General features: G+C 42.8%; 23 protein-coding genes. 16 read left to right on the top strand and 7 right to left on the bottom strand.

From position 1 onward, the window contains the following. Window position 1: 1 nt before the first annotated feature. From AC1DCV_RS21775 to AC1DCV_RS21730, 10 genes are all read left to right on the top strand, one after another. Window positions 2–1,030, top strand: coding sequence for a cytochrome c oxidase subunit II (locus tag AC1DCV_RS21775; RefSeq protein WP_477025136.1), 1,029 nt, complete (start codon window positions 2–4; stop codon window positions 1,028–1,030). 112 nt (window positions 1,031–1,142) lie between these two features. Then, window positions 1,143–2,954 (top strand): cytochrome c oxidase subunit I, encoded by a 1,812-nt coding sequence (locus AC1DCV_RS21770; protein WP_133806993.1) that lies wholly within the window; start codon window positions 1,143–1,145, stop codon window positions 2,952–2,954. A 148-nt stretch (window positions 2,955–3,102) separates the two neighbouring features. Next, a complete protein-coding gene (gene cyoE / locus AC1DCV_RS21765; protein WP_441572994.1) occupies window positions 3,103–3,978 on the top strand; it encodes a heme o synthase in 876 nt (291 codons plus the stop codon). A gap of 1 nt (window position 3,979) precedes the next feature. Continuing rightward, a complete protein-coding gene (locus tag AC1DCV_RS21760; RefSeq protein ID WP_477025135.1) occupies window positions 3,980–4,561 on the top strand; it encodes a cytochrome c oxidase subunit 3 in 582 nt (193 codons plus the stop codon). 27 nt (window positions 4,562–4,588) lie between these two features. Beyond that, window positions 4,589–5,263 (top strand): cytochrome c oxidase subunit 3, encoded by a 675-nt coding sequence (locus tag AC1DCV_RS21755; RefSeq protein WP_477025134.1) that lies wholly within the window; start codon window positions 4,589–4,591, stop codon window positions 5,261–5,263. 79 nt (window positions 5,264–5,342) lie between these two features. Beyond that, a complete protein-coding gene (locus AC1DCV_RS21750; protein ID WP_477025133.1) occupies window positions 5,343–5,744 on the top strand; it encodes a cytochrome C oxidase subunit IV family protein in 402 nt (133 codons plus the stop codon). 75 nt (window positions 5,745–5,819) lie between these two features. Next, window positions 5,820–6,491 (top strand): SCO family protein, encoded by a 672-nt coding sequence (locus tag AC1DCV_RS21745; protein ID WP_477025132.1) that lies wholly within the window; start codon window positions 5,820–5,822, stop codon window positions 6,489–6,491. 75 nt (window positions 6,492–6,566) lie between these two features. Then, the gene (locus AC1DCV_RS21740) at window positions 6,567–7,139 is read left to right on the top strand and encodes a DUF420 domain-containing protein (protein WP_477025131.1); all 573 of its coding nucleotides are present in this window, start codon (window positions 6,567–6,569) and stop codon (window positions 7,137–7,139) included. Window positions 7,140–7,201: 62 nt separating this feature from the next. Beyond that, complete coding sequence (locus AC1DCV_RS21735) at window positions 7,202–7,417, top strand: hypothetical protein (protein ID WP_477025130.1); 216 nt, start codon at window positions 7,202–7,204, stop codon at window positions 7,415–7,417. Between the two features lie 29 nt (window positions 7,418–7,446). Then, window positions 7,447–7,920 carry a GNAT family N-acetyltransferase gene (locus AC1DCV_RS21730; RefSeq protein WP_477025129.1) on the top strand — a complete coding sequence of 158 codons (474 nt, stop codon included), beginning with the start codon at window positions 7,447–7,449 and terminating at the stop codon, window positions 7,918–7,920. A gap of 4 nt (window positions 7,921–7,924) precedes the next feature. On the opposite strand, the gene AC1DCV_RS21725 is transcribed toward AC1DCV_RS21730, so the two are convergent. The 3 genes from AC1DCV_RS21725 to AC1DCV_RS21715 all read right to left on the bottom strand — a co-directional run bounded on the left by AC1DCV_RS21725 (window position 7,925) and on the right by AC1DCV_RS21715 (window position 9,523). Next, on the bottom strand, window positions 7,925–8,536 hold the full coding sequence (locus AC1DCV_RS21725) for a MarR family winged helix-turn-helix transcriptional regulator (RefSeq protein WP_477025128.1): 612 nt from the start codon (window positions 8,534–8,536) through the stop codon (window positions 7,925–7,927). Between the two features lie 79 nt (window positions 8,537–8,615). Continuing rightward, window positions 8,616–8,909 carry a DUF2024 family protein gene (locus AC1DCV_RS21720; protein WP_477025127.1) on the bottom strand — a complete coding sequence of 98 codons (294 nt, stop codon included), beginning with the start codon at window positions 8,907–8,909 and terminating at the stop codon, window positions 8,616–8,618. 35 nt (window positions 8,910–8,944) lie between these two features. Then, window positions 8,945–9,523 (bottom strand): protoglobin domain-containing protein, encoded by a 579-nt coding sequence (locus tag AC1DCV_RS21715; RefSeq protein ID WP_477025126.1) that lies wholly within the window; start codon window positions 9,521–9,523, stop codon window positions 8,945–8,947. 186 nt (window positions 9,524–9,709) lie between these two features. Here AC1DCV_RS21715 and AC1DCV_RS21710 point away from each other — a divergent pair, with 186 nt between their 5' ends. Next, window positions 9,710–10,987: a chloride channel protein gene (locus AC1DCV_RS21710; RefSeq protein ID WP_477025125.1), complete on the top strand. Its 1,278-nt coding sequence runs from the start codon at window positions 9,710–9,712 to the stop codon at window positions 10,985–10,987. Between the two features lie 20 nt (window positions 10,988–11,007). Here the strand turns inward: AC1DCV_RS21710 and AC1DCV_RS21705 are convergent, their stop codons facing one another. Genes AC1DCV_RS21705 through AC1DCV_RS21695 form a run of 3 tightly spaced genes read right to left on the bottom strand, consistent with a single transcriptional unit; the run spans window position 11,008 to window position 13,678 of the window. After that, on the bottom strand, window positions 11,008–11,673 hold the full coding sequence (locus AC1DCV_RS21705; protein WP_477025124.1) for a DNA alkylation repair protein: 666 nt from the start codon (window positions 11,671–11,673) through the stop codon (window positions 11,008–11,010). Window positions 11,674–11,676: 3 nt separating this feature from the next. Further along, window positions 11,677–12,585: a methylmalonyl Co-A mutase-associated GTPase MeaB gene (meaB, locus tag AC1DCV_RS21700; protein ID WP_477025123.1), complete on the bottom strand. Its 909-nt coding sequence runs from the start codon at window positions 12,583–12,585 to the stop codon at window positions 11,677–11,679. 46 nt (window positions 12,586–12,631) lie between these two features. Next, window positions 12,632–13,678 (bottom strand): glycosyltransferase family 4 protein, encoded by a 1,047-nt coding sequence (locus AC1DCV_RS21695; RefSeq protein ID WP_477025122.1) that lies wholly within the window; start codon window positions 13,676–13,678, stop codon window positions 12,632–12,634. 172 nt (window positions 13,679–13,850) lie between these two features. On the opposite strand from AC1DCV_RS21695, the gene AC1DCV_RS21690 reads away from it, so the two are divergent. The 4 genes from AC1DCV_RS21690 (at window position 13,851) to AC1DCV_RS21675 (ending at window position 17,185) form a co-directional block, all read left to right on the top strand. Continuing rightward, entirely contained in the window at window positions 13,851–14,486 is a 636-nt protein-coding gene (locus tag AC1DCV_RS21690) for an LON peptidase substrate-binding domain-containing protein (protein WP_441573009.1), read from the top strand. A 170-nt stretch (window positions 14,487–14,656) separates the two neighbouring features. Then, on the top strand, window positions 14,657–15,952 hold the full coding sequence (bamG, locus tag AC1DCV_RS21685) for a BamG family beta-barrel-assembly machinery protein (protein WP_477025121.1): 1,296 nt from the start codon (window positions 14,657–14,659) through the stop codon (window positions 15,950–15,952). A 135-nt stretch (window positions 15,953–16,087) separates the two neighbouring features. Then, window positions 16,088–16,639 (top strand): LPS export ABC transporter periplasmic protein LptC, encoded by a 552-nt coding sequence (gene lptC, locus AC1DCV_RS21680; protein WP_477025120.1) that lies wholly within the window; start codon window positions 16,088–16,090, stop codon window positions 16,637–16,639. Between the two features lie 207 nt (window positions 16,640–16,846). Beyond that, window positions 16,847–17,185, top strand: a complete 339-nt coding sequence (locus tag AC1DCV_RS21675; protein WP_441573012.1) for a tRNA-binding protein — start codon at window positions 16,847–16,849, stop codon at window positions 17,183–17,185. A 971-nt stretch (window positions 17,186–18,156) separates the two neighbouring features. Here the strand turns inward: AC1DCV_RS21675 and AC1DCV_RS21670 are convergent. Next, the gene (locus tag AC1DCV_RS21670) at window positions 18,157–20,307 is read right to left on the bottom strand and encodes a S9 family peptidase (protein WP_477025119.1); all 2,151 of its coding nucleotides are present in this window, start codon (window positions 20,305–20,307) and stop codon (window positions 18,157–18,159) included. Window positions 20,308–20,602: 295 nt separating this feature from the next. Between AC1DCV_RS21670 and lysS the strand changes: the two genes are divergently transcribed. Further along, the gene (lysS, locus tag AC1DCV_RS21665; protein WP_477025118.1) at window positions 20,603–22,120 is read left to right on the top strand and encodes a lysine--tRNA ligase; all 1,518 of its coding nucleotides are present in this window, start codon (window positions 20,603–20,605) and stop codon (window positions 22,118–22,120) included. Window positions 22,121–22,239: the final 119 nt, after the last annotated feature.

Raw genomic sequence — 22,239 nt, 5'->3', positions numbered from 1 at the left:
AATGTCAGGATTTTTAGCAGTCTTAGTTGTTGTTCTCATATTCATAGTCATCTTCCAGATTGCGAAGGCGAGCGAATATGTGTCCATATTGAAGGGAGAAAAGAAAGCGCGCGAGCAAAGTAACCGTATAAATGGTTTCCTGCTGATTGCATTCCTGGTGCTGGGGCTTATAGGAGTGTACTACTGTAACGATTTGCTGAAAGGCAAAATCCTGGGCGAATCTGCTTCAGAACAGGGAGAAGGCGTTGATACCCTCATCTACGTAACACTCGCCATCACAGGTGTGGTGTTCGTTCTTACCCAGATCGCGCTGTTCTGGTTTGCATTTAAATACCAGGAAAAAGAAGGCCGTAAAGCATTTTATTTTCCGCATAATAATAAACTGGAAGTTATCTGGACCGTTATTCCAGCGATCGCATTAACCGTACTGGTAGCTTTCGGTCTGAAACATTGGTTCCAACTGACTTCTGATGCACCAAAAGATGCACAGGTAGTAGAAGTAACCGGCAAACAGTTTAACTGGATCTTCCGCTACCCTGGTAAAGATGGTCAGCTGGGTCGCCGCGACTTCAAAAATATTGATCCTTCTGCAGGTAACGAATTAGGTCTGGACTGGAATGATCCGCTGAATAAGGATGATTTCATGCCTACCGAACTGCACCTGGTAGTAGGTAAACCGGTTAAATTTGTGATCGGTTCCCGTGATGTAATCCATGACGTAGGTTTACCTCACTTCCGCATGAAAATGGATGCGGTTCCAGGTATCCCTACTACACTCTGGTTTACACCTAAGTTTACCACCAAACAAATGCAGGAAAAAACCGGTAACCCGGATTTCACCTACGAAATTTCCTGCGATCAGATGTGTGGTAGCGGTCACTACTCCATGAGAGGCGTGATAGTTGTAGAAACACAGGCAGAATTTGACGCCTGGGTTGCTAAACAAAAATCTACGTACGATTTGACACACCAGCCTGCCGCTCCTGCAGCAGCAGACAGCACACAAAAAGTAATAGCAGCTAATAAGTAAGCTGTAATTTTGTGTAGAAGAATTTTTGACGGAGTACAATTAAAAACAATAAAGACAAACTGACAAACGACGATACTTCCCGGGCGTTAGTTTATAATAAACCGAACCGATTATGAGTAACGAAGCAACATTGCACAGTCAACAGGAGGTAATGCACGGAGCGCATGATCATCATGATCATGAGCACCATCATGAAGACAGTTTCATTTCGAAATATGTGTTCAGCATGGATCATAAAATGATCGCCAAACAATTCCTGATTACTGGTATCGTTTGGGCTATCATTGGTGCCTTCTTCTCTGTTCTGTTCCGTTTGCAACTTGGTTTTCCCGATGCTACTTTCCCCTGGCTGGAAAGCATCCTGGGTCATTGGGCTAAAGGTGGCCGCATTTCAGCGGAAGCATATTATGCATTGGTAACAATGCACGGTACCATCCTTGTATTCTTTGTATTGACTGCCGGTTTGAGCGGTACCTTCTCTAACCTGCTGATTCCTTTGCAGGTAGGTGCGCGTGACATGGCCTCTCCTTTCATGAACTGTCTGAGCTATTGGTTCTTCTTCCTGGCTAGTATGGTAATGATGGCATCCCTGTTTGTTCAAACAGGTCCTGCTTCCGGAGGTTGGACAATGTATCCGCCACTGAGTGCTTTAGGTGATGCTTCTATCGGTTCTAAAGTAGGGGTGGATTTATGGTTAACCAGTATGGCACTGTTTGTTGTTTCTCAGCTGCTTGGTGGTTTGAACTACATCTCTACACTGCTGAATATGCGTACCAAAGGTATGGCGATGACCAAAATGCCTTTGACTATCTGGTCATTCTTCTTTACTGCAGTATTAGGTGTACTGTCTTTCCCTGTATTGCTGTCAGGTTTCATCCTGCTGCTGATGGATCGTCACGCTGGTACCAGCTTCTACCTGTCCGATATCTTTATCGCTGGTAAAGCCCTGGCAAATGAAGGTGGTAGTGCTATTCTCTATCAACATTTATTCTGGTTCTTAGGTCACCCTGAGGTATATATCATTATCCTCCCAGCAATGGGTATGGTATCTGAAGTATTAGCGGTAAGCGCACGCAAACCTATCTTCGGTTACCTGGCAATGATCGGCTCCCTGTTCGCTATCTGTATCCTGGCCTTCCTGGTTTGGGCACACCATATGTTCGTTACAGGTCTGAATCCGTTCCTGGGTGCATTCTTCGTACTCTTAACCTTATTGATTGCTGTACCATCCGCCATCAAGGTATTTAACTGGATCACTACTATCTGGAAGGGTAATATCAACTTTACACCTGCTTCCCTGTTCTCTATCGGTTTTGTGAGCACTTTCATCTCCGGTGGTTTAACAGGTATCTGGTTAGGTAACTCTTCTATCGATATTCACCTGCATGATACCATGTTCGTAATTGCCCACTTCCACATTGTAATGGGTGTATCTGCGTTCTTCGGTATGTTTGCTGGTATCTACCACTGGTTCCCTAAAATGTACGGACGTTTCATGAACCAGACGATCGGTTTCATCCACTTCTGGGTAACTATGATTGGTGCTTACCTGATCTTCTGGCCTATGCACTACGAAGGTATGGCGGGTATGCCAAGAAGATACTATGATGTATCCGGCTGGGCTTCCTTCAAACAGTTTGGTGGTCTGAACGAATTCATCACTATCGTGGTAATCCTCGTATTTGCAGTACAGCTCCTGTTTGTGTTCAACTTCTTCTACAGCATTTTCAAAGGTAGAAAGATGACCACACAGAATCCGTGGAACGCAACTACCCTGGAATGGACTACACCAATCCATGCCGGTCATGGTAACTGGCCTGGTGAAATTCCTGAAGTATACCGTTGGGCTTATGACTATAGCAAGGATGGAAGAGATTTCATTCCGCAGACAGAGCCAATTGGACCTAATGAATCAGCGCACTAAAATATAGTTCGGAATTCCGGCAGGAAGAGGTCCTTTAAAGGAAAATCTTCCTCCCGGGATTTTGTTCACTGTGATGTTTGTAAATTTGTTCCGGACTTAAACCCGGAATGTGGCTAGAAATAAAATGTTGCAAGAAAACTCCATAAAATTGTCGTCATCGTATGCAGTAGCCAGTAAGGCGAAGGACTACTCTCAACTGATGAAGTTTAATCTCACCTTTATGGTGGTATTTTCGTCTGTAGTGGGTTATCTGCTGGTACCTGGAGTGGAGTTTAACTTAATAAAAGTTCTTTTATTATTTGCCGGTGGTTTGCTGGTTTCCGGATCTGCAAATACCATTAACCAGATATGGGAGAAGAATACAGACAAACTGATGGCCCGTACCGCTGTTCGTCCATTGCCTTCAGGGCGGATGAATGATAGCGAGGCGATTGTGCTGGCAGTAGTAACCGGGGTGGCAGGTATCCTTATCATGGGATATTGTTTTAACTGGTTATCAGCTTTACTGAGCCTGGTTTCTTTGGTGATGTACGGTTTCGTATACACACCCTGGAAAAAATGGAATTCACTGGCCGTACTGGTAGGTGCTATTCCAGGCGCAATGCCTCCGTTGATCGGTTGGGCAGCCGGCGCCAATAACCTGGCAGAAGGTGGCTGGTCTTTATTTGCTATCCAGTTTCTGTGGCAGTTTCCGCATTTCTGGGCAATTGCCTGGATTGCGTATAAAGACTATGCGAAAGCAGGCTTCAGAATGTTGCCTGGTAGTGGAGAACCCAACAAGTACACGGCCATACAGGCTGCTATGTATACCTTGTTGCTGATTCCTGCCGGCGTTGCACCTTACCTCTTGAAAATCACCGGCAGTATCTCTGCAATAGTGGCTATTCTTGCAGGTATTTTCTTCCTCTACAGAGCTATTAACCTGTACAGAAAGAATGATGTTCCTGCCGCACGCAAGCTCATGTTCGGATCTTATATTTATCTGACTATTGTTCAGCTGGCTCAGCTACTGGACAAAGCATAAAATGAAAAGAGGAGTGATGGATACTATGACATTAGAACAACGTAAGAAAATACATCCGCATAAATATTCCCTATGGATTGCTATGGGTAGCATCACTATGATGTTTATCGGATTCACGAGTGCTTACATTGTTAAAAGATCACAGGCAAATTGGCTGGCATTTGAATTGCCGCATATTTTCTGGATATCCACTGCCGTAATTTTAACAAGTAGCTTAACTATTCACCTGGCTTTAAAGCAGTTTAAAGAAAGGAATATGCAGCGTTACAAACAGTTGATTACACTCACTGCTATACTGGGTGTTGTGTTTGCAGCCTGCCAATGGATTGGTTTTTCTCAGCTGAAAAATATGGGACTTCCCCTCAACGGGCCAGTTTCCGCTTCTTTTATTTATGTAATCGTAGGAGTGCACATGTTGCACGTTCTGGGTGGTGTAGTTGCATTACTCATTATGTTTGGCAGGGCCTACAGAACCCGTGTACGAACCTATAGCCCGGTACCCATTGAAGTGGCCGCAACTTACTGGCATTTCGTGGACATACTGTGGATTTACCTGTTAATTTTTTTAAGTATCGCCAGATAAACTTTGTAAAATTTTATAAAACTAACAATGGATACAGCAGTTACAGCGAAGAAAAAATGGTGGGCCGGAGGATATTCTCCCTTTAATGTGAGCTATGGCAAGTTGATGATGTGGTACTTCCTGATGTCAGATGCGTTCACATTCGGCGCATTGTTGATAGCATATGGTACCATCCGGTTTTCCAGCACATCCTGGCCTGATCCGAATGAAGTATTCAAATCATTCCCGGGCATGGGTCATGCCGATCTGCCGTTAATGTTTGTGAGCTTAATGACCTTCATTCTCATCATGAGCTCTGTAACCATGGTACTGGCTGTACATGCTGGTCACATGAGAGATAGAAAAGCAGTTGCTAAATGGATGATCTGGACGATCATTGGTGGTATTGCCTTCCTGAGCTGTCAGGCATGGGAGTGGACGCATCTTTACGCAGAAGGCGCATGGTGGGGTAGCAATCCTTTCCATAACGTAGATGGTACACTGGCATCTACCAACTTTACCAACTTCTTCTTTACCATCACTGGTTTCCACGGTTTACACGTAACCTCCGGTGTTATACTGAATATCGTGATCCTCGCTAATGTACTGAAAGGTACCTACGAACAGAGAGGTCACTACGAAATGGTGGAAAAAGTAGGGCTGTACTGGCACTTTGTAGACCTGGTTTGGGTATTCGTATTCACCTGCTTCTACCTGCTGTGATCATAAACAGTAGTGTTATACAAGGTTTGTCATAATTATTTGGAATCTGAATTTTACGAATTATTTAATTTAAAGAATAATGGAGCATACACATACTGCGGCAGGGCATGAAAGTGCACATAGTGATTCATCTACTAAATCAATCTGGAGAACATTCTGGATCCTGTTGTGTATCACATTGGTGGAAGTAGGTCTGGCGTTCTTACACCTGGAATACGGTTTCCTTCCAAGAGTATTACTGAACGCAATATTTATTGGTCTTACCCTGGTGAAAGCTTTCTATATCGTAGCTGAATTCATGCACTTAGGTTCTGAAATCAAGAACCTGATCATGACAGTATTAATTCCTTTACTGTTATTCGTATGGTTCATCATCGCTTTTCTTTATGAAGGTGATTCCTGGAAAAATATGAGGAAAGACCTGAAACCAGGTACTCCTGTAGAAGCAGTGAAGGTTGCGCCAGCGGAAAAGCATCATTAATTTCATTTATAAATTGTCAGGATCATCACTCGCAGGGCTTTATTAGGAGTATCATTGGCTATATTGGTGCCGCTTTTGGGTTATCTCATTGTAGATCACTATGGAAAAAATGTGGTACCGGTGCCGGGTTACTTTGTCCCTGAGAGAGTAGATACCATCTCTGAAAATGGTAAAGTTTCCTACGATACTGTTTTTCATAAGATCAGGGACTTCAAGCTTACTAACCAACTAGGTCAGGAGGTAAGTTTGAAAGACATGGAAGGAAAAGTATTACTGGTTGATTTCTTTTTCACCTCCTGCCCAAGTATCTGTCCTACACTCACGAAAAATCTGAGAAAGGTCCAGAACGCTTACGTAAAGAATGATTCTTTACTCCAGATACTCTCTTTTTCAGTGGATCCGGAAAGGGATACGGTAGACAAGCTGCGTAAATACGCCTATGACTACCAGATCAATCCCGATAACTGGTGGTTGCTTACAGGGAGTAAAAAAGAAATCTACGACCTCGCCAGAAACGATTTTTTTGTTTCTGTTACAAAAGGAGACGGTGGTCCGGATGATTTTATACATACTGAGAAGCTCGTGCTGATTGATAAAAACGGAAATATCAGGGGATACTACGATGGTCTGGACTCCAATGCTGTAAAACGATGCGCTGGCGATATCGCTATATTGCATCTGGCAAAAGAAAGACATCGTCCGGGTTTTGGGGCCTTCCTTAAAAAACTGTTCTCCGGAGAAAAGTAATAAATAATTTTATTTGAAAGGGTGAATAAGGAAAGGGTGTTCACCTTACCTTATTCACCTTTATATTTAGCAGATATGGAACTTAAAAATAAAAATCTCAATACGCCCATTACTATTGTATCTATCGCAATCCCAGCGCTGGTGGCGTTATTGTTTGTTTTACCCAAACCGGACATGCATCCTGGTTTTGATATCAGGATACTGCCGTTGTTCCATGCTATCCTTAATACCGMTACTGCCGTGCTTTTGCTGGCCAGTTTATATTTTATCAAAAATGGTCATGTAAAAGCCCATAAAACGGCGAATTTAATTGCAGTCGGTTTATCTGCACTCTTCCTGTTATCGTATGTTACCTATCATGCCCTGGCAACAGAAACGCGTTTTGGCGACCTCGATCACAATGGTATTGTAGATGCTTCGGAAAAGGCCATATTGGGTGGCGTACGTTATATCTATTACTTCCTTTTACTGACACATATTGTATTGGCCGGTATCATCGTTCCGCTGGTGCTTTTTACCCTGTTACGTGGATTTCAGAATGATATTCCACGCCACCGTAAAATTGCCCGTGTTACCTGGCCTATCTGGTTTTATGTGGCAGTGACTGGTGTGATTGTTTACATCATGATTTCCCCTTACTACCACTGATATATTTGGCAGTACTTTTTGGGAGAGATAGCCTAATTTTGTGTGATCAAAAGAATAATACTATGAAGAAGGCAGCTTTGTTTTTGCTGACAGGTGTTTTAATGATGATGAGTGGGTCAGTAATGGCGCAGTGTTCCCTGTGTACTAAAACAGCACAACAGCTGGGCGAAGGTCCTGCAAAAGGCTTGAATAATGGTATCCTGATGTTGGCTTTAACACCATTGGCAATTATTGGCTTCCTGGCCTTTAGATGGTGGAGGAGCAATAAGGAGGCGTGATAAACAAATACGAATAACCCAAAAAAACTATGATTACCTACAGAAAGGCGGATATAACGGATATCCCGCAGTTAGTGCATTTGCGGCTGCAGTTTCTGAAAGAAATTTACCCTAAGGCTGATAATTCCCAGGATGCCGTGTTACAGGATCATCTCAGGGTTTACCTAACAGAACATCTTTCCAAAAATAACTTTGTAAACTGGTTTGCTGATGCAGAAGGCAAGGTTGTGGCCAGTGCCGGCATAGTTTTTTACAACCAGCCACCACTATACCACAACCTTGAAGGCAAAGTTGCCTATATCCTGAATGTGTATACGCTTCCTGCTTTCCGGCGTAAAGGCATAGCAAAAATTTTGCTGCAGAAATTAATGGAAGAAGCAAAGGAACGTAATACCGGTAAGGTAAGCTTACATACGAGTATGGATGGACGTTTGTTATACGAGCAATTGGGCTTTGTGGCCGGAGATAATGAGATGACCTGCCAGTTACCACGTATACAATAAGTCCCTACTCTTCTTCCCGAAGTTCAAATACCTGACAATCTACCCTTAAACCACCGTTGTTTAAAGAAATTTTCAACTTGTTACAGTAGTGTCCTTTCTTCTCAGTGTACGACTGACAATTAAAACACATAGGTTGTGTGGAAATGACTTCCCGCTGGTTAAGCTGGTAGATAAGTTGCATCAACTGCTCAAGTAGCCCATTCTGTTCTTTAACAGATAACTGGTCTACCGTTTCCTCTAAAGGATTGGCGAACTGTTCTACTTTTTTAGCAACGGCCCGTCCTTCCTTTACCAGGTGTAAAGTGTGGCTGCGCGTGTCTGTAGGACTCGCTTTACGGGTCAGGTATTGCTTCTGCTCCAGCGATTTCACTGCATCACTGATGGTGGCTTTGGTCATGTTGAAATACGATGCCAAAGTGGTTACAGTACGCTTTTCCTCCGGATAATGCAGTAAAAAGGTAAGTACCTGAATTTGTATGGGACTAAGTCCATACTGAGTGGCCTCCTGCCATAATAGTACGCGGAAGGCTTCTGATAATCGCTCCAGGGAGGCTACTACTTTACTAGATGTGTTTTCTGCCTGCTGTGCGGGGCTGAATGTGGAAACTTTCCCCATATTTTTTTCTTGCTGTCTGTCCTTAATAGTTAGTTAGTGGGGCAAGGTACAATATAAATATATGGCGGGAAATAGCATATTAGTGACATTCCTTGTCCAAATCCCTTTTTTTTCCCTGGCAGCCTTCCAGTTCATGAATATAATATCCTTTCCGCAGGATTTGCACTTCCCACCGCGGTATTATCTCAGTAATGTGGGAAAAACGACAGTCTTTATGGGAAACAAACAGCCCCTCCCCTCTTTTGGTTTGAAGGTAGGCATTACCAAATATCAATACCTCCTCAAAAAGGGTTTCCTTGGTTACTATTATGTCGAAATGCAGATGTCCCCCATCCTTCTTCTTAACGTAAGTGTCGTAAACTGCGACTTCCATAGCCTATTCTTTTGTTGCTAACGTAGACGGTTATACTAAAACGGGAGTTGTTGGATATCAGGGTATACCCATAACAGCACACTGAAACTAACAGCTTTAAACCATGCCTGTTGCATGCGTTCTACTTCTGTTGCCGGATGACCATACCGGCTCAGATAAGGTCTGCCTGCTTCAGAAACAGGATAAACAAAAGTGGACAAGTAACGTAAATATTCTATTGGCAGTGGTTCCATATCACCGGTAGATGCAGGTTTTAACTGTAACTGTGCCGCAATACGTTCTTCAAACTGCCACCAGGAATTGCCTTCCTGCCGGGTACATAAATCAATAATCCATTTGCGGAAATGTGGACGTAGCGTTTGCAGATAATCCAAATCGGGCGCACCGTCCCGTGTAAAATAATAAGCGAGATAGTTATTCTTTAAAATATAGTCATACCAGTTATTCAGAATGTCTTCTGTATGCGCTACCAGTATATTTCCTGCCATTATCAGATATTGCTCATCGTCATTTGTAAATAGCAGCATTCTTTTTAGCCTGACCATCATTTGTGCATCCAGTGGGGATTTGGGGTTACCTGAGCCAGCTGTGCCATGCTGCAGAGCGTCATTCATACATTTTCATTTAGATTTCCGTCACGGATTGGTTATTACAAATATAATAAGGTTACCTAACTAAAAAAATTATATAATCACGTATACAGCTATACGTTAGTACGTTGATATATTAATATAATTTTATTTGTGATTGTAAGATGAACACTATAGCTTTGATGGTATTGATTATAACCACGCTACATCATGTTATACGATATCACTAAAAACGGTTTCCGGATAATACCAAAACTCACTGATGACCTCGAATCCTCAAGGGTAAAGACTTTTCCCAGATCCATGTACCTTTCTTTTGCTGCAATACTGGTGGCCGCTGTTGGTACCATTGCAGGTAAACTGATCAGTATAATAATACAGTGGCTCACAGCATTGGTGTATTTCGGAGATATAAAAAAGGATATCAGCGGTGCAGAAAATGATGAGCTGGGATTTTGGATCATATTCATTCCAATAGCAGGCGCTGTATTACTGACATGGCTGAGCAGGTATAGCTCTTCCTTTTTAAAAACAATCGGGCTTACGGTGGCGATTGGTGCCGGGGCTCCTCTCGGAGTAGAAACTCCCGCCATGATTTTTAATGGTGCGCTGGGTAACTGGGTGGGTAAATTATTCGCATGCACACCGGAAGAATGCTATATACTTTTTGTAGCAGGTACATGCAGTACATTAGGCAGCCTCTTCGGAGCACCAATAGCAGCCATATTCCTGGCAATGGAAGTGTTTTTTTCGGCTATTGCGTTTAACACCATGATCCCGGTAATACTGGCGGCTATAACGGCAGGTGTAGGTAGTTATCTGCAGCGTGGCACAACGCCTGTGTTTAGTATACCCACCGCACCGGTTGTAAACAAACAGGCTTTATTAGCGTACATGGCAGTGGGACTCATCATTGGCTTATGGGGCAGCATGAGTGCAAAGCTATCGATGCTAATAGAAAAAATGTTTGGAAAGCTAACTAAGATCAATAGATGGTATTTGCTTTTCGCTGCTTTAATAGTAGGTATTGCGGGTTATATCTCTCCCAGGGTACTGGGAACTGGCAATCATTATGTAAATGATCTGTTGCAGGCACATGTTACTTTGTATATCCTCTTTGCACTGGCAATATTGAAGTTAGTAGCATGGCTTTTTTTCTCAAGCGCTTATAAAACGGGAAGCGGCATTACACCAGTATTGATAACTGGTGGAGCGGTAGGTTTACTGATAGGCGTAGTCATACAATTGATCTTTCCGGCGGTTGTAATACATTCCGGTACGTTGGTACTGGCAGGTATGGGAGCTATGCTGGCAGCCAGTTCAAGGGCTGTATTTACGGCTGTTATTTTTTCTTTTGAGTTAACACATGATGCGAATACCGCGTTACCTGTTTTGGGCGCTTGCAGTATTGCATTTTGCATATCGTTACTCACTTCATATAGCAAAAAAAAGCGCATTAATATGCCGGATGAAGTAAAACAGATGTGATAAGGCCAGGCGAAAATAATCTAACCGATTCTTTTGAGTGCCTCTCTCCTGCTTAGTGGCGCCAGGGTATGACTGTTAACAAACGTACGCACATTATCCGGATACGTTTTGGAATACTCCCGTAATGCCCAGCCAATGGCTTTCTGAATAAAGAATTCTTTGGAGTGTGCGTGCTGCAGGATGTACTTATATAAAAGTTGTTCGTTAGTATGCTGTTTATAAGCATTCTGAAAGATAATAGCTGCCCGTTGCAACCACATATGATCGCTATTGCTCCACTTGTTGGTAACTGCCGGTTGAGCGGTCGCAAATTTTTTAAGCCACGGACCGGCTAAACAGGATACCACGCCATCTACACTATCCCACCATGATTTGTGAGTGATCATGTATTCAATGAGATGTATATCATCTAAAGTCCACTCTTTGTGTAATTGCTGCATGAGATCAATGGCGGCATATTGATATTCTCTTTCCGGCTTTTCCCATAATGCTTTTATCAGTGCCGGCATTTCTGTTGCTTTGGGCAAGCCAGATGCTGCTTTCAGCGCTTTGTTGATAAGGCGGCGGTCGGGAGTTTTAATACCAAGATATTCAAACTGATCGCGCATGTATCGTTTCATGGCCAATGCATTCGCCGGATTGGCTGCTGGAGTATAAGCATTGATAAGCAAGGTGAGATAATGCATGTATTATGCGTGGCTTTTAGTGCTGATATAACGGTAAAGGTTAAACGTTTTTTCTGCCAGGAGCGCTTTTATTTCCTGTTGCAGTTCTTGTTTAACCACATCTTTCATTCGCCGGTGCTGGATCAGCTGATACGCTTTTTCTGCCAGCAACAGAATGTGTTTTTGTTGTTGATGAGAGATCGCTTTATGATGTAGTGTAATAGCGCTTATAATTTCGTGTATGCCTTCCTGTTTGGTAGCTACAGATTTGATAACGGGAATTTCCCAGTCGCCATGATGTTTGCTGTGGGCCAGCAACCGCAGATTTTTTACAAAAATATCTGCATTGGACCGGTCGGCTTTATTCACAATAAAAATATCGGCAATCTCCATTAAGCCTGCTTTCATGGTTTGGATTTCATCACCGGCTTCCGGTACCACTACTACTATCGTGGTGTCTGCCACACCCGCTACTTCCACTTCACTTTGCCCTACTCCTACTGTTTCAATAAACAGGTAGTCAAACCGGGCGGCTTTAATCAGGTCACTGACCTCTATGATTTTTGGACTTAATCCGCCTAAGGCGCCTCTGCTGGCCATGGAACGGATAAATACGTGTGGATGATTAAAATGTTGGCTCATTCTGATCCGGTCGCCAAGGAGGGCGCCGAAGTTAAAAGGAGAAGAGGGATCTACAGCAATAATGGCTACACTTTTCTGTTGCTCCAGTAATTCAGTAATCAATGCGTTGACCAGTGTACTTTTTCCTGCGCCCGGAGGTCCGGTAATGCCCACCACTATAGTATGGTTGCTGACTGGAAGTTGCTCCAGCAGCTGTTCATAGCCTGCTGCTTCATTTTCAACCAAGGAAATGCAACGGGCAAGTGATTTTATATCTCCGCTTAAAAGTCCGGGTAAATACTGCTGATACATTTTACTGTTTACAAACGTTAAACAACAAAAATAAGTGGTATACCTGTTACGCGAGCAAGGAACGGTAAATATTCAGGTATTGTTCTCCGATTTCTTCCCAGCTAAAACTGTCCGCATGTTTTTTTATAGCGTCCATGGGTTGTGTGGCTGCGTAATGCGCCATGCCTTTGGCGAAAATGTCCTGCATATAGGCAGGATCAAAATTTTCGAAGTAATAAGCCAGGTCGCCGCCTATTTCAGGTAAGCTCGTTTTATTAGACAGGAAAACTGGTTTACCATGATGCATGGCTTCTATTACCGGGATACCAAAGCCTTCAGCAATCGAAGGAAATACAAATGCTGCGCAGTTACTGAAATACCAGTATTTGCTTTCTTCGTCTATGGGACCAAGAATTTTAACACGGTCCTGTACACCATAAGCGGCCGCTTCCTGTAATATTTGTTTCTGATAGGTCGTGTTTGCGTTCCCGGCTATGATCAGCTCATAATTGTTATCCTTGAGTAAGCAGGGGATTACATGAAAGTTCTTCTTCGGCAGTATGGTGCCTATCGTAAACAGAAATGGCCGGCTGGGGCGATACAGGGGATTGTCGAAAGAGGGGAATGACTTCACATCACACCCGTTGTATATCACGCTTAACGGAGTATTACCTATGTCAAGATGCTGAAGTACATCTTGTTTTACATAATTTGAAATGGCAATAAGATGATCTGCCTTATTAATCATCCGTTGTACCTTGGCTAGTTGTCCCGATATCCTATGTTTATAATTTGGTTTATATAAAAAATTAAGATCGTGAATCGTTAACACGCGTTTGATACCGGGAGATTCCGGTGAATAATCTGATAACTGATAAGTGGTATGCCATACCTGGATGTCTTTTGAATAGGGCATCCATAGCTTATGCCACGCCTTTTGATTATAATGAGGTTCTTCTGAAAAAATTGTTTGCTTATAAGAGGGCAAATAGAAGTAAAGCTCCTCGGGAGGAGCTACCAGCTTGATCAAAGATTGGCCAAGTTCGCTGCAATAAGTATATAGACCGTTATTCGGATATTTCAATCTCTCACAGTCTATCACAAATCTTGGCATATACTAATCGGTTTGAATAATTGTCAGGTATATATTTATATATAACTAAATGCTTAAGCGAAGATATTACAACTTTTTACGAAAAAAAGATAATTATCTTTTATCCTTTGCCGGATAAATTATCTTCCTGACGTATATTGGTTGTCAGTCCAATTGTGTATAATTACTACTAATGACCAATTTTATTTCCATATTTCCGCTTGGAATTGTAGTGTACCCGGGAGAGCAATTAAACTTACATGTTTTTGAGCCCCGGTACAAACAATTAGTGGCTGCCTGTATCGCTGAACATAAGCCTTTTGGAATTCCAGTTGTAATAAATAAAAAAATAATGGAATATGGAACATTGGTACAAATAAAAAAGGTAGAAAAAATATATGAGACCGGGGAAATGGATCTTGTGACCACTGGTGACAGCGTTTTTCGGATCCTGGAGCATGTCGCGGAGATTCCGGATAAATTATACGCCGGCGCCATTGTCAACTACCCGGAAAATAACGAGGGCAACCATGCAAGGTTATTACAGGAAGTGCTGCACGGCGTTCGTGAACTGCATTCCATCCTCCAGATCCATAAAACATTTAAAAAAGAAGACGATCAGTTGCTGTCGTACGATCTGGCGCATCATGCCGGGTTATCGCTGGAGGAGGAATATGAGCTGCTGCACCTTTTCTATGAAGCACAGCGGCTGGAATACCTGAAACGCCATTTACACAAAGTAATTCCCATGATGGCAGAAATGGAGCGCCTGAAGGAGCGTGTTATGCTGAATGGCCATTTCCGGAACTTATCTGCCGATAATTTATAATTTTTATGGAGATGCTTGTCAGGCTTATGTTCTATGCCCCTTTTCCGGGAACTTTAACGTGTATTTAACAGGTCGGCTTTTTGTTTTTTTTGCTTCCCGCCTTAAAAAGTAGATATTTGCAGACCCATATTTTCACTGGAATAAGGGCTTAAACTCAATTCTGTAACTAAATGCATTGGACAAAAGTCAGTATTCTTTGCCTGTTGGGAAGCTTCTTCCTGTTGGCAAATAAGGCTATCGCACAGGACAACTCACCATATTCCCGCTACGGATTAGGAGATCTGAATAACAACCAGAACACGGTAAATCGTGGTATGGGAGGTGTTTCTCAGGCTTATAGTGATCCGCAGTCAGTAAACTTTATCAATCCGGCCAGTTATTCCAGCTTATTGCTGACAACTTTCGATGTTGGTATTGAAGGTGGAGGCAGATCGATTACCGATCAGGGGAATAAATTCAGTTCCGGTTTCGGTACCCTCTCCTATTTACAGCTGGGAATACCCATTATTAAGAATAAATGGGGCCTGAACCTGGGCTTACGCCCGGTAACCAGGGTTTCTTATAATATCCAGCAAGGATTTAACGGCACCTTTTTCGACACCCTGAGGTACCCGCTGACCAACAAGTATGAAGGCAGCGGCGGTCTTTATCAAATGTATGCCGGTACAGGTGTTCGCTTCGGTAATTTCAGCGTAGGGGTAAACCTGGGCTACCTTTTTGGTAACATCGAGAACAATACCCGTTTGATTTTTCCGGACGCCAGCATTTATCCTTCCCATAAAATGTTCCGTACCAGCTACAGCAGCTTTTTCTATAAGTTAGGTGTACAGTACAGAGCTAAAGTGGCTAAAGAAATGGACCTCACCTTTGGTGCTTCCGGTAGCCTGAAACAGAATATGAACGCCCGCCAGGAAACTTTGAGCGAAACACTGCAGTTTGACGGCAATTCGGGCAATTATTCTTCCAAGGATACTGCTAAGTATGTAAAAGGAGAAAGAGGAACCGTTGTTTATCCGGAAGAATTTGCAGTAGGTATCATGCTCCGCAAATTCGATAAATGGATGATCGGTATGGACTTCAACACTACCCAGTGGCAGAACTACTCCAACTTTGGCGCGAAAGATTCACTGCAAAATGCCTGGAAACTTTCCATCGGTGGACAGTTTGTACCTAACGCCATGGCACTCAGCGGATATTGGAACAGAGTGGCTTACCGTTTAGGTGCTTACTATGGAAATGATTACCTGAAACTGAATGGCGTAACTATGCCTACAACAGGTTTTACCGTGGGTGCGGGTTTACCGGTACGCCGTTTACCTTACTCCAACCAATACAGCATGATCAATGTGGCGTTTGAATTAGCACGTCGCGGTAATAATCAAACAGTATTAAAGGAAAATATTTACCGCATATCACTGGGCTTCACCCTGAGCGATAAGTGGTTTATAAAACGTAAATACGAATAAAAGCACATAGCTATAAATAAAATGCAGCGGAGGTATAAGCAGTTTTAATATTAACTACGCTTATATCTCCGCTGCATTTTACTAATAGCTAAAAGCTAACAGCTAATAGCTATCTTTGGCTCATTATTTCTGCAGATGATTAAAAGAACTATCTTATTTTTTATTATAGCCATTGCCGTTAGTAGCTGTGAAAATGATATACAGACGGTGATGGAATTTGACTCCAAAAAAGCGGCTACCGAAAATGGGGTTGATATCATTACTATTTTTAGTCAGGGTGGCAAGGTGAATGCAAAATTGCTGGCACCTGCTATGGAACGTAGCCTGGATCGTCCCTCTTATGTAGCTTTCAATAGTGGACTGCGGGTATTTATGTATAACGATACCCTGGGGCTGGAAAGTACCCTTTCTGCGAAGAAAGGGAAGTACCTCGAAGAAGAAGGCTACGTATATTTATCAGATAGTGTAGTGGTAATTAATAAGAAAGGAGAAAGACTGGATACCAAGGAATTGAACTGGGATCCTAAACGCAAGATCTTCTACTCTACACAGGAAGTTTTTATAAAAACACCCACGGATTCCCTTCATGGATGGGGACTGGAGGCCAACGAGGATTTCAGTGTCAAGAAAATCCTGAAGGTGAGCGGACCTATTACAGTACAGGACAGCACCGCTACATTAAACTGATCTAACTAACGGATATATATACACGAAAGAACCCCACCTCTGCAGGTGGGGTTCTTTCGCTTTAACCTATTTTTTAACCTAAAATTTGGGTTAGCAATGCCAATAATTATGCCAGTTTGTTATAATGTATAGCGCAAAATAGGTACATGGTAACTATTCGCCTGTTTTCTCATTATTTGCTATATTTCGCTAAAAAAATCAGTAGAAATGGAAACTATCAATTGGCCGGATTTTGAAAAAATAGAAATAAGAGCAGGTACCATACTGGAGGCGAATGACTTTCCTAAAGCCCGAAATCCTTCTTACCAGCTTGTTATAGATTTCGGACCGGAACTGGGTATTAAAAAGTCTTCGGCACAAATCACCACGTTATATAGTAAAGAAGAACTCATCGGAAAACAAATTGTGGCGGTGGTTAATTTTCCGCCAAAGCAAATTGCCAACTTTATGTCTGAATGCCTGGTACTGGGTGTAGTAGGTGATAATAAGGATGTTGTGCTACTGCAACCGAACAAGCAGGTGAGCAATGGACAGCGTGTAGCGTAGGTAATAAATAGAGTTTTCTTTTTTACTATTGACTATCAGTGCACAATGAATTTTTATTTAATCTAATCTTATTTTTTAATAATATTATTATTAAAATAATATAATAACACATTAACCATTATCATCAGTTTACGAACAATAATACATCGTTCACGGAAATGAAACCTAAGACTAAATTCGACAGTATATCTTTGTTCTAGGTTTTTCATAGGATATGGTTAAAATTATTACAAGGGCGGTATTCTTACCACCCTTTTTTTTTTACTTTTTTCTTCAAATGCTTGTCCTAAATGCCTGAATAGATGTTTAAACAACTATTTGCCCTGATAACCAATATGTTAGCCTTGAAGCGTCATATGTTAAGTTATCATGAAGCGTTTTTAGGCCCCATACGTTCACCTTCTCTTTTCATACGTTTACTGGATAAAATATATCGTTCACTAGAATGGACACTGCAGTATCATAAAAATCGGCCACCTTTGGTATAGGTTTTTCAATAAAGATATGGTTAAAATTTTTCGGGGCTGTAGTCTTGCAGCCCTGTTTCTTTTTCTACACCTCCCACTTCATATCTTTTGCTTCCTTTAATTTTCAATTTCATTTACCGGGCTTTACCATAAGGTTATGTGCCATAAGGTCCCTTTGTCCTGCAACAGGGAGTACCTGGTCAGTGAGAGATACCAGCAATGATCAAATACTGGTTTGCTAACAGCAGCCGGAATACCGTTGCTACTTCTCTCCTACCTTTCGATAGCTTCTCAATGGCTTAGGACTCGTCTATCTATTACATTCCTACTATATTTCTATTACTGTTCTACTACACTCTTACTACTGTTACACTACTCTTTTACTACACTCTTACTACACTCCTACTACTCTTTCACCGCTCTCTGTGTCTCGTCCTGCAATACCAAAAAAGAATGGCCTGGTATACATCGTATACCAGGCCATTCTTTAGACACCGTTGTCCATTACAACTGGAATTGTGCCGGGTAAGTTTTATCCAACAAATGATTATAAATAAACCGGTAAGACTCACCGGAAGAATGTACACTTTTCAAGCCACCCCAGCCGTGACGTTCACCTGGATACAGCATAAATTCAAAATGCTTATTGAGATTTTCCAGTTTGTCGATCAGCTGAATACAGTTTTGCATGTGTACGTTATCATCCATGGTACCGTGTACAATACGAATCAACCCTTTGTATTTATCGGCATAAGTCAATACAGAAGTAGCTTTATAGCCATCCGGGTTTTCGGCTGGTGTATCCATGTAGCGCTCTGTATAGTGACTATCGTATAATTGCCAGTCAGTTACGGCGTAGTTAGCCATACCATGCGTAAATACATCTGCACCATAAGTAAGTGCCATGCAGGTCATGTATCCGCCAAAGCTGCCACCAGTCATACATATTTTGCTGCTGTCTGCCCAAGGTTGTGTACGAAGCCACATAGCGGCATCCATATAATCCTCAATTTCATGCTTACCCATCTGCCGGTGAATGTAGTTCATCCCCATTTTGCCCAGTTGTCCGCTGCTGCGGTTATCTATGGCCACCTGTATTACACCTTCCTGTGCCCACCATTGTTGGGTGTTGGTGAATTTCCAGCTATCGTATACGGTTCCTGCATTAGGACCACCATAAATACTGATGAGGATCGGATACTTTTTACCCGGTTCCATATGCAGAGGCATCGTGATCGTAAGCGGTAAAGTAAGACCATCGCGGGTTGTATAAGTTTTCAACTCCGTTTTGGCGAGGTTGTAGCTATCAAATTTTTCACCTTTGCTGTCACCCAGCTCGCGCACTATCTTTCCGTTATTATCCACCAGCGCCATTTTCGCGGGTGTTTGCAGGTTAGAATAGGTAGTAATGAAATATTTTCCGCCAGGTGCTATTTTGATCACATTGCTGTAGTCGCCTTTGGTAAGACGGGTAATCACACCGGTTTTCATGCTCACCTTGTAAAGGTCAATGCGGGTGGAGACTTCTTTACGGGCAAGGAAGTAAACCAGTTGGTTTTTATCATCTATCTGCAGTACGTCTTTTACGGTCCAGTTGCCGGAAGTCAATTGCTTTTTCAGCGTTCCGTCCATATTATACAGGTATAGGTGCGCCCAGCCTGTTTTATCGCTTAACAGCAGGAAACCCTGGTTATTTTGTACAAAAGGAACGGCATCAAACCAGTCGATCCAGGTTTTCTGCTTTTCATCGTAGACTTCTTTTTTGGCGCCGCTTTGCGGGTTGATGCTGTATATTTTCAGGTTGTCCTGACCGCGGTTCATCCATTGCATCCACAACTGCTGACTGTCGTCTGTCCAGAAGGGCGTACCAAAATACTGATCATCATTTTCGTTGAAATCAGCCCAAACAGTAGTGCCACCAGAAACGGGTACCACACCAACTTTCACAGCAGGGTTAGGATCGCCTGCTTTGGGATAGCGTGTATTTTCGAGGTAGCCATGCTGGCCTTTCTCGCTATAGATAGGGAATACAGGTACTTTAGTATCGTTAAAGTGCATGTAAGCAATTTTGCGGCTGTCGGGGCTCCACCAGAAGGCGCGGTAATGAGTAGCCCGGCCCAGGATTTCTTCATAATATACCCAGGATGCCCAACCATTATAAATCACGTCTGATCCGTCATTGGTATAGCGGGTTTCCTTTTTGGAGGCTACTTCAACGCTGTATAAGTCGTTGTTACGGGTAAAAGCCACATATTTTCCATCAGGGGAAAGCGTTGGATTTTTTTCTTCTGCCGCATCATTGGTCAACCGTACACTGCTACCATCTGCCGCCTTATAAAACACATCCTTTTCGCGTACTTCTACACTGGGACCATCTACCGGAGCGGTGTAAATAGTGGCATTGCCGGTGCGGGCATCTATTTTCCAGGCCTGCATACGGCCACTGACAGCATCGGGGCGCATTTCCAGGTAATGTTCACCATCTGCCCATTCCCGGATGGCAGGCAAGGGCTTACTGATAAGGGTCGCTTTGCCTTTAAAAGCCTGTTCAAAAGTGAGGTCCTGCTTTTGTTGCGCCTGCAAACAGGGAGTTGTCAGCAGCAATAAGCCTACACTACTGATAGTGGTTGGTTTAAACCATTGTTCGCTTCTCATAATTTGTAAAGTATCAGGTGGTTTTTTTCTTGTCTTTAGCGGGCGAAAATAAGCATAACTAAAAAATACCCCCCAACAAATTACACAAACGGGCCCCTCGCCCAAACCGCTCATTGCCCAAATTCCACCAGTTATGAAAGATTTCCCCGCGCCTGGTAATTGGGGCTGAAAATAGCAGTGGAAGCGGTTATCTTTAAAATGGTTTTCATAGGATATGGTCAAAAAATAAGAGGGCTGTAGTCTTACAGCCCTTTTTACTATTTTTGCACTCCAACAGGCAATTACAACTTACTACATGACACAATTATCTGAGCAAGAGATTATACGCCGGGAAAAATTACAGGAGCTGCATAATTTAGGCATAGACCCCTACCCAGCAGCGGAGTACCCGGTTAATGATACTTCCGTAAATATAATATCCAAGTATTCGGAAGAAACAAAAGAACAATTCCAGGCCGTATGCCTGGCAGGCCGTATTATGACCGTGCGTGATATGGGTAAGGCTGCATTTGTCAAAATACAGGACAGCGTAGGTCGTATCCAGATATATATCCGCAGAGATGATATCTGCCCCGGAGAAGACAAAACAGGGTATGATGTTATATTTAAGAAGCTGTTGGATATCGGTGACTTTATTGGGGTGAAGGGATATGCCTTTATTACCAAAACCGGCGAAACATCCGTTCATGCTACAGAAGTTACCATTCTTGCCAAATCACTGCGCCCACTGCCTATCGTAAAAGAGAAGGAAGGAGAAGTATTTGATGAGGTAACCGATCCGGAATTTAAATACCGTCAACGTTATGTAGACCTGGTGATTAACCCGGAAGTGAAAGAGGTGTTTATCAAACGCACCAAAATTATGCAAACCATCCGCGATTTCTACAATAACCTGGGTTACCTGGAAGTAGAAACGCCTATACTGCAGCCAATTCCAGGTGGAGCCACCGCACGTCCGTTTACTACGCATCACAATGCACTGGACATGCCGCTCTATCTCCGTATAGCCAACGAGTTATACCTGAAACGCCTGATCGTAGGTGGTTTTGAAGGTGTATACGAGTTCGCAAAAGATTTCCGTAATGAAGGAATGGACCGTACCCATAACCCGGAATTTACCGTAATGGAAATGTACGCTGCCTATAAAGATTACGAGTGGATGATGCGTACCACAGAATCCCTGCTGGAAAAGATTGCCATTACCTTGCACGGCACTACCGCTGTGCAGGTGGGAGATAAAACCATCGACTTCAAAGCACCGTTCCGCCGTGTATCCATGTATGAAGCTATACTGGAACATACCGGTATCGATATTTCTGCGATGGACGAAGCACAGCTCCGCGAGGTATGCAAACAATTAGGTTTGCATGTAGACCCTAAATTTGGTAAGGCTAAACTGATCGATGAAATTTTCGGCGAAAAATGTGAAGGCAACTACATCCAGCCAACTTTCATCACAGACTACCCGGTAGAAATGAGCCCGCTGACGAAAAAACATCGCAGCAAAGCTGGTCTGGTAGAACGTTTTGAACTGATGATAAATGGTAAAGAAATTGCCAACGCCTACAGTGAGCTGAACGACCCAATTGACCAGCGCGAACGTTTTGAAGAACAGGTACAACTGATGGAACGTGGTGATGATGAAGCCATGTACATTGATTACGACTTCTTACGCGCACTGGAATATGGTATGCCGCCAACCTCCGGTATTGGTATCGGTATTGACCGCTTAACTATGCTGATGACGAACCAGCCATCCATTCAGGATGTATTGTTCTTCCCGCAAATGAAACCAGAACAGCAGCAGAAATAGAGCCGACGGCTGAAGGCATAAAGCAAAAAGCTATTGTAGCAATTAATTGAAGCGGATAACCTTTCGCTCTGATTATTCGCTACAATAGCTTTTTGCTTTATGCCTTCAGCTTTAAGCTC

The sequence above is a fragment of the Chitinophaga sp. 10T418 genome (assembly GCF_056394125.1).
This window is presented reverse-complemented; position numbering and strand designations above follow the sequence as displayed.

Excerpts from the sequence above, each read along its gene's own strand:
- AC1DCV_RS21710 (WP_477025125.1), top strand. The coding sequence starts at position 9,710 with ATGTTATACGATATCACTAAAAACGGTTTCCGGATAATACCAAAACTC.
- lysS (WP_477025118.1), top strand. The coding sequence starts at position 20,603 with ATGACACAATTATCTGAGCAAGAGATTATACGCCGGGAAAAATTACAG.
- AC1DCV_RS21735 (WP_477025130.1), top strand. The coding sequence starts at position 7,202 with ATGAAGAAGGCAGCTTTGTTTTTGCTGACAGGTGTTTTAATGATGATG.
- AC1DCV_RS21755 (WP_477025134.1), top strand. The coding sequence starts at position 4,589 with ATGGATACAGCAGTTACAGCGAAGAAAAAATGGTGGGCCGGAGGATAT.
- AC1DCV_RS21670 (WP_477025119.1), bottom strand. The coding sequence starts at position 20,307 with ATGAGAAGCGAACAATGGTTTAAACCAACCACTATCAGTAGTGTAGGC.
- AC1DCV_RS21750 (WP_477025133.1), top strand. The coding sequence starts at position 5,343 with ATGGAGCATACACATACTGCGGCAGGGCATGAAAGTGCACATAGTGAT.
- AC1DCV_RS21690 (WP_441573009.1), top strand. The coding sequence starts at position 13,851 with ATGACCAATTTTATTTCCATATTTCCGCTTGGAATTGTAGTGTACCCG.
- AC1DCV_RS21730 (WP_477025129.1), top strand. The coding sequence starts at position 7,447 with ATGATTACCTACAGAAAGGCGGATATAACGGATATCCCGCAGTTAGTG.
- meaB (WP_477025123.1), bottom strand. The coding sequence starts at position 12,585 with ATGTATCAGCAGTATTTACCCGGACTTTTAAGCGGAGATATAAAATCA.
- AC1DCV_RS21725 (WP_477025128.1), bottom strand. The coding sequence starts at position 8,536 with ATGGGGAAAGTTTCCACATTCAGCCCCGCACAGCAGGCAGAAAACACA.
- AC1DCV_RS21705 (WP_477025124.1), bottom strand. The coding sequence starts at position 11,673 with ATGCATTATCTCACCTTGCTTATCAATGCTTATACTCCAGCAGCCAAT.
- AC1DCV_RS21675 (WP_441573012.1), top strand. The coding sequence starts at position 16,847 with ATGGAAACTATCAATTGGCCGGATTTTGAAAAAATAGAAATAAGAGCA.
- AC1DCV_RS21775 (WP_477025136.1), top strand. The coding sequence starts at position 2 with ATGTCAGGATTTTTAGCAGTCTTAGTTGTTGTTCTCATATTCATAGTC.
- AC1DCV_RS21720 (WP_477025127.1), bottom strand. The coding sequence starts at position 8,909 with ATGGAAGTCGCAGTTTACGACACTTACGTTAAGAAGAAGGATGGGGGA.
- AC1DCV_RS21760 (WP_477025135.1), top strand. The coding sequence starts at position 3,980 with ATGAAAAGAGGAGTGATGGATACTATGACATTAGAACAACGTAAGAAA.
- AC1DCV_RS21770 (WP_133806993.1), top strand. The coding sequence starts at position 1,143 with ATGAGTAACGAAGCAACATTGCACAGTCAACAGGAGGTAATGCACGGA.
- lptC (WP_477025120.1), top strand. The coding sequence starts at position 16,088 with ATGATTAAAAGAACTATCTTATTTTTTATTATAGCCATTGCCGTTAGT.
- bamG (WP_477025121.1), top strand. The coding sequence starts at position 14,657 with ATGCATTGGACAAAAGTCAGTATTCTTTGCCTGTTGGGAAGCTTCTTC.
- AC1DCV_RS21695 (WP_477025122.1), bottom strand. The coding sequence starts at position 13,678 with ATGCCAAGATTTGTGATAGACTGTGAGAGATTGAAATATCCGAATAAC.
- AC1DCV_RS21715 (WP_477025126.1), bottom strand. The coding sequence starts at position 9,523 with ATGAATGACGCTCTGCAGCATGGCACAGCTGGCTCAGGTAACCCCAAA.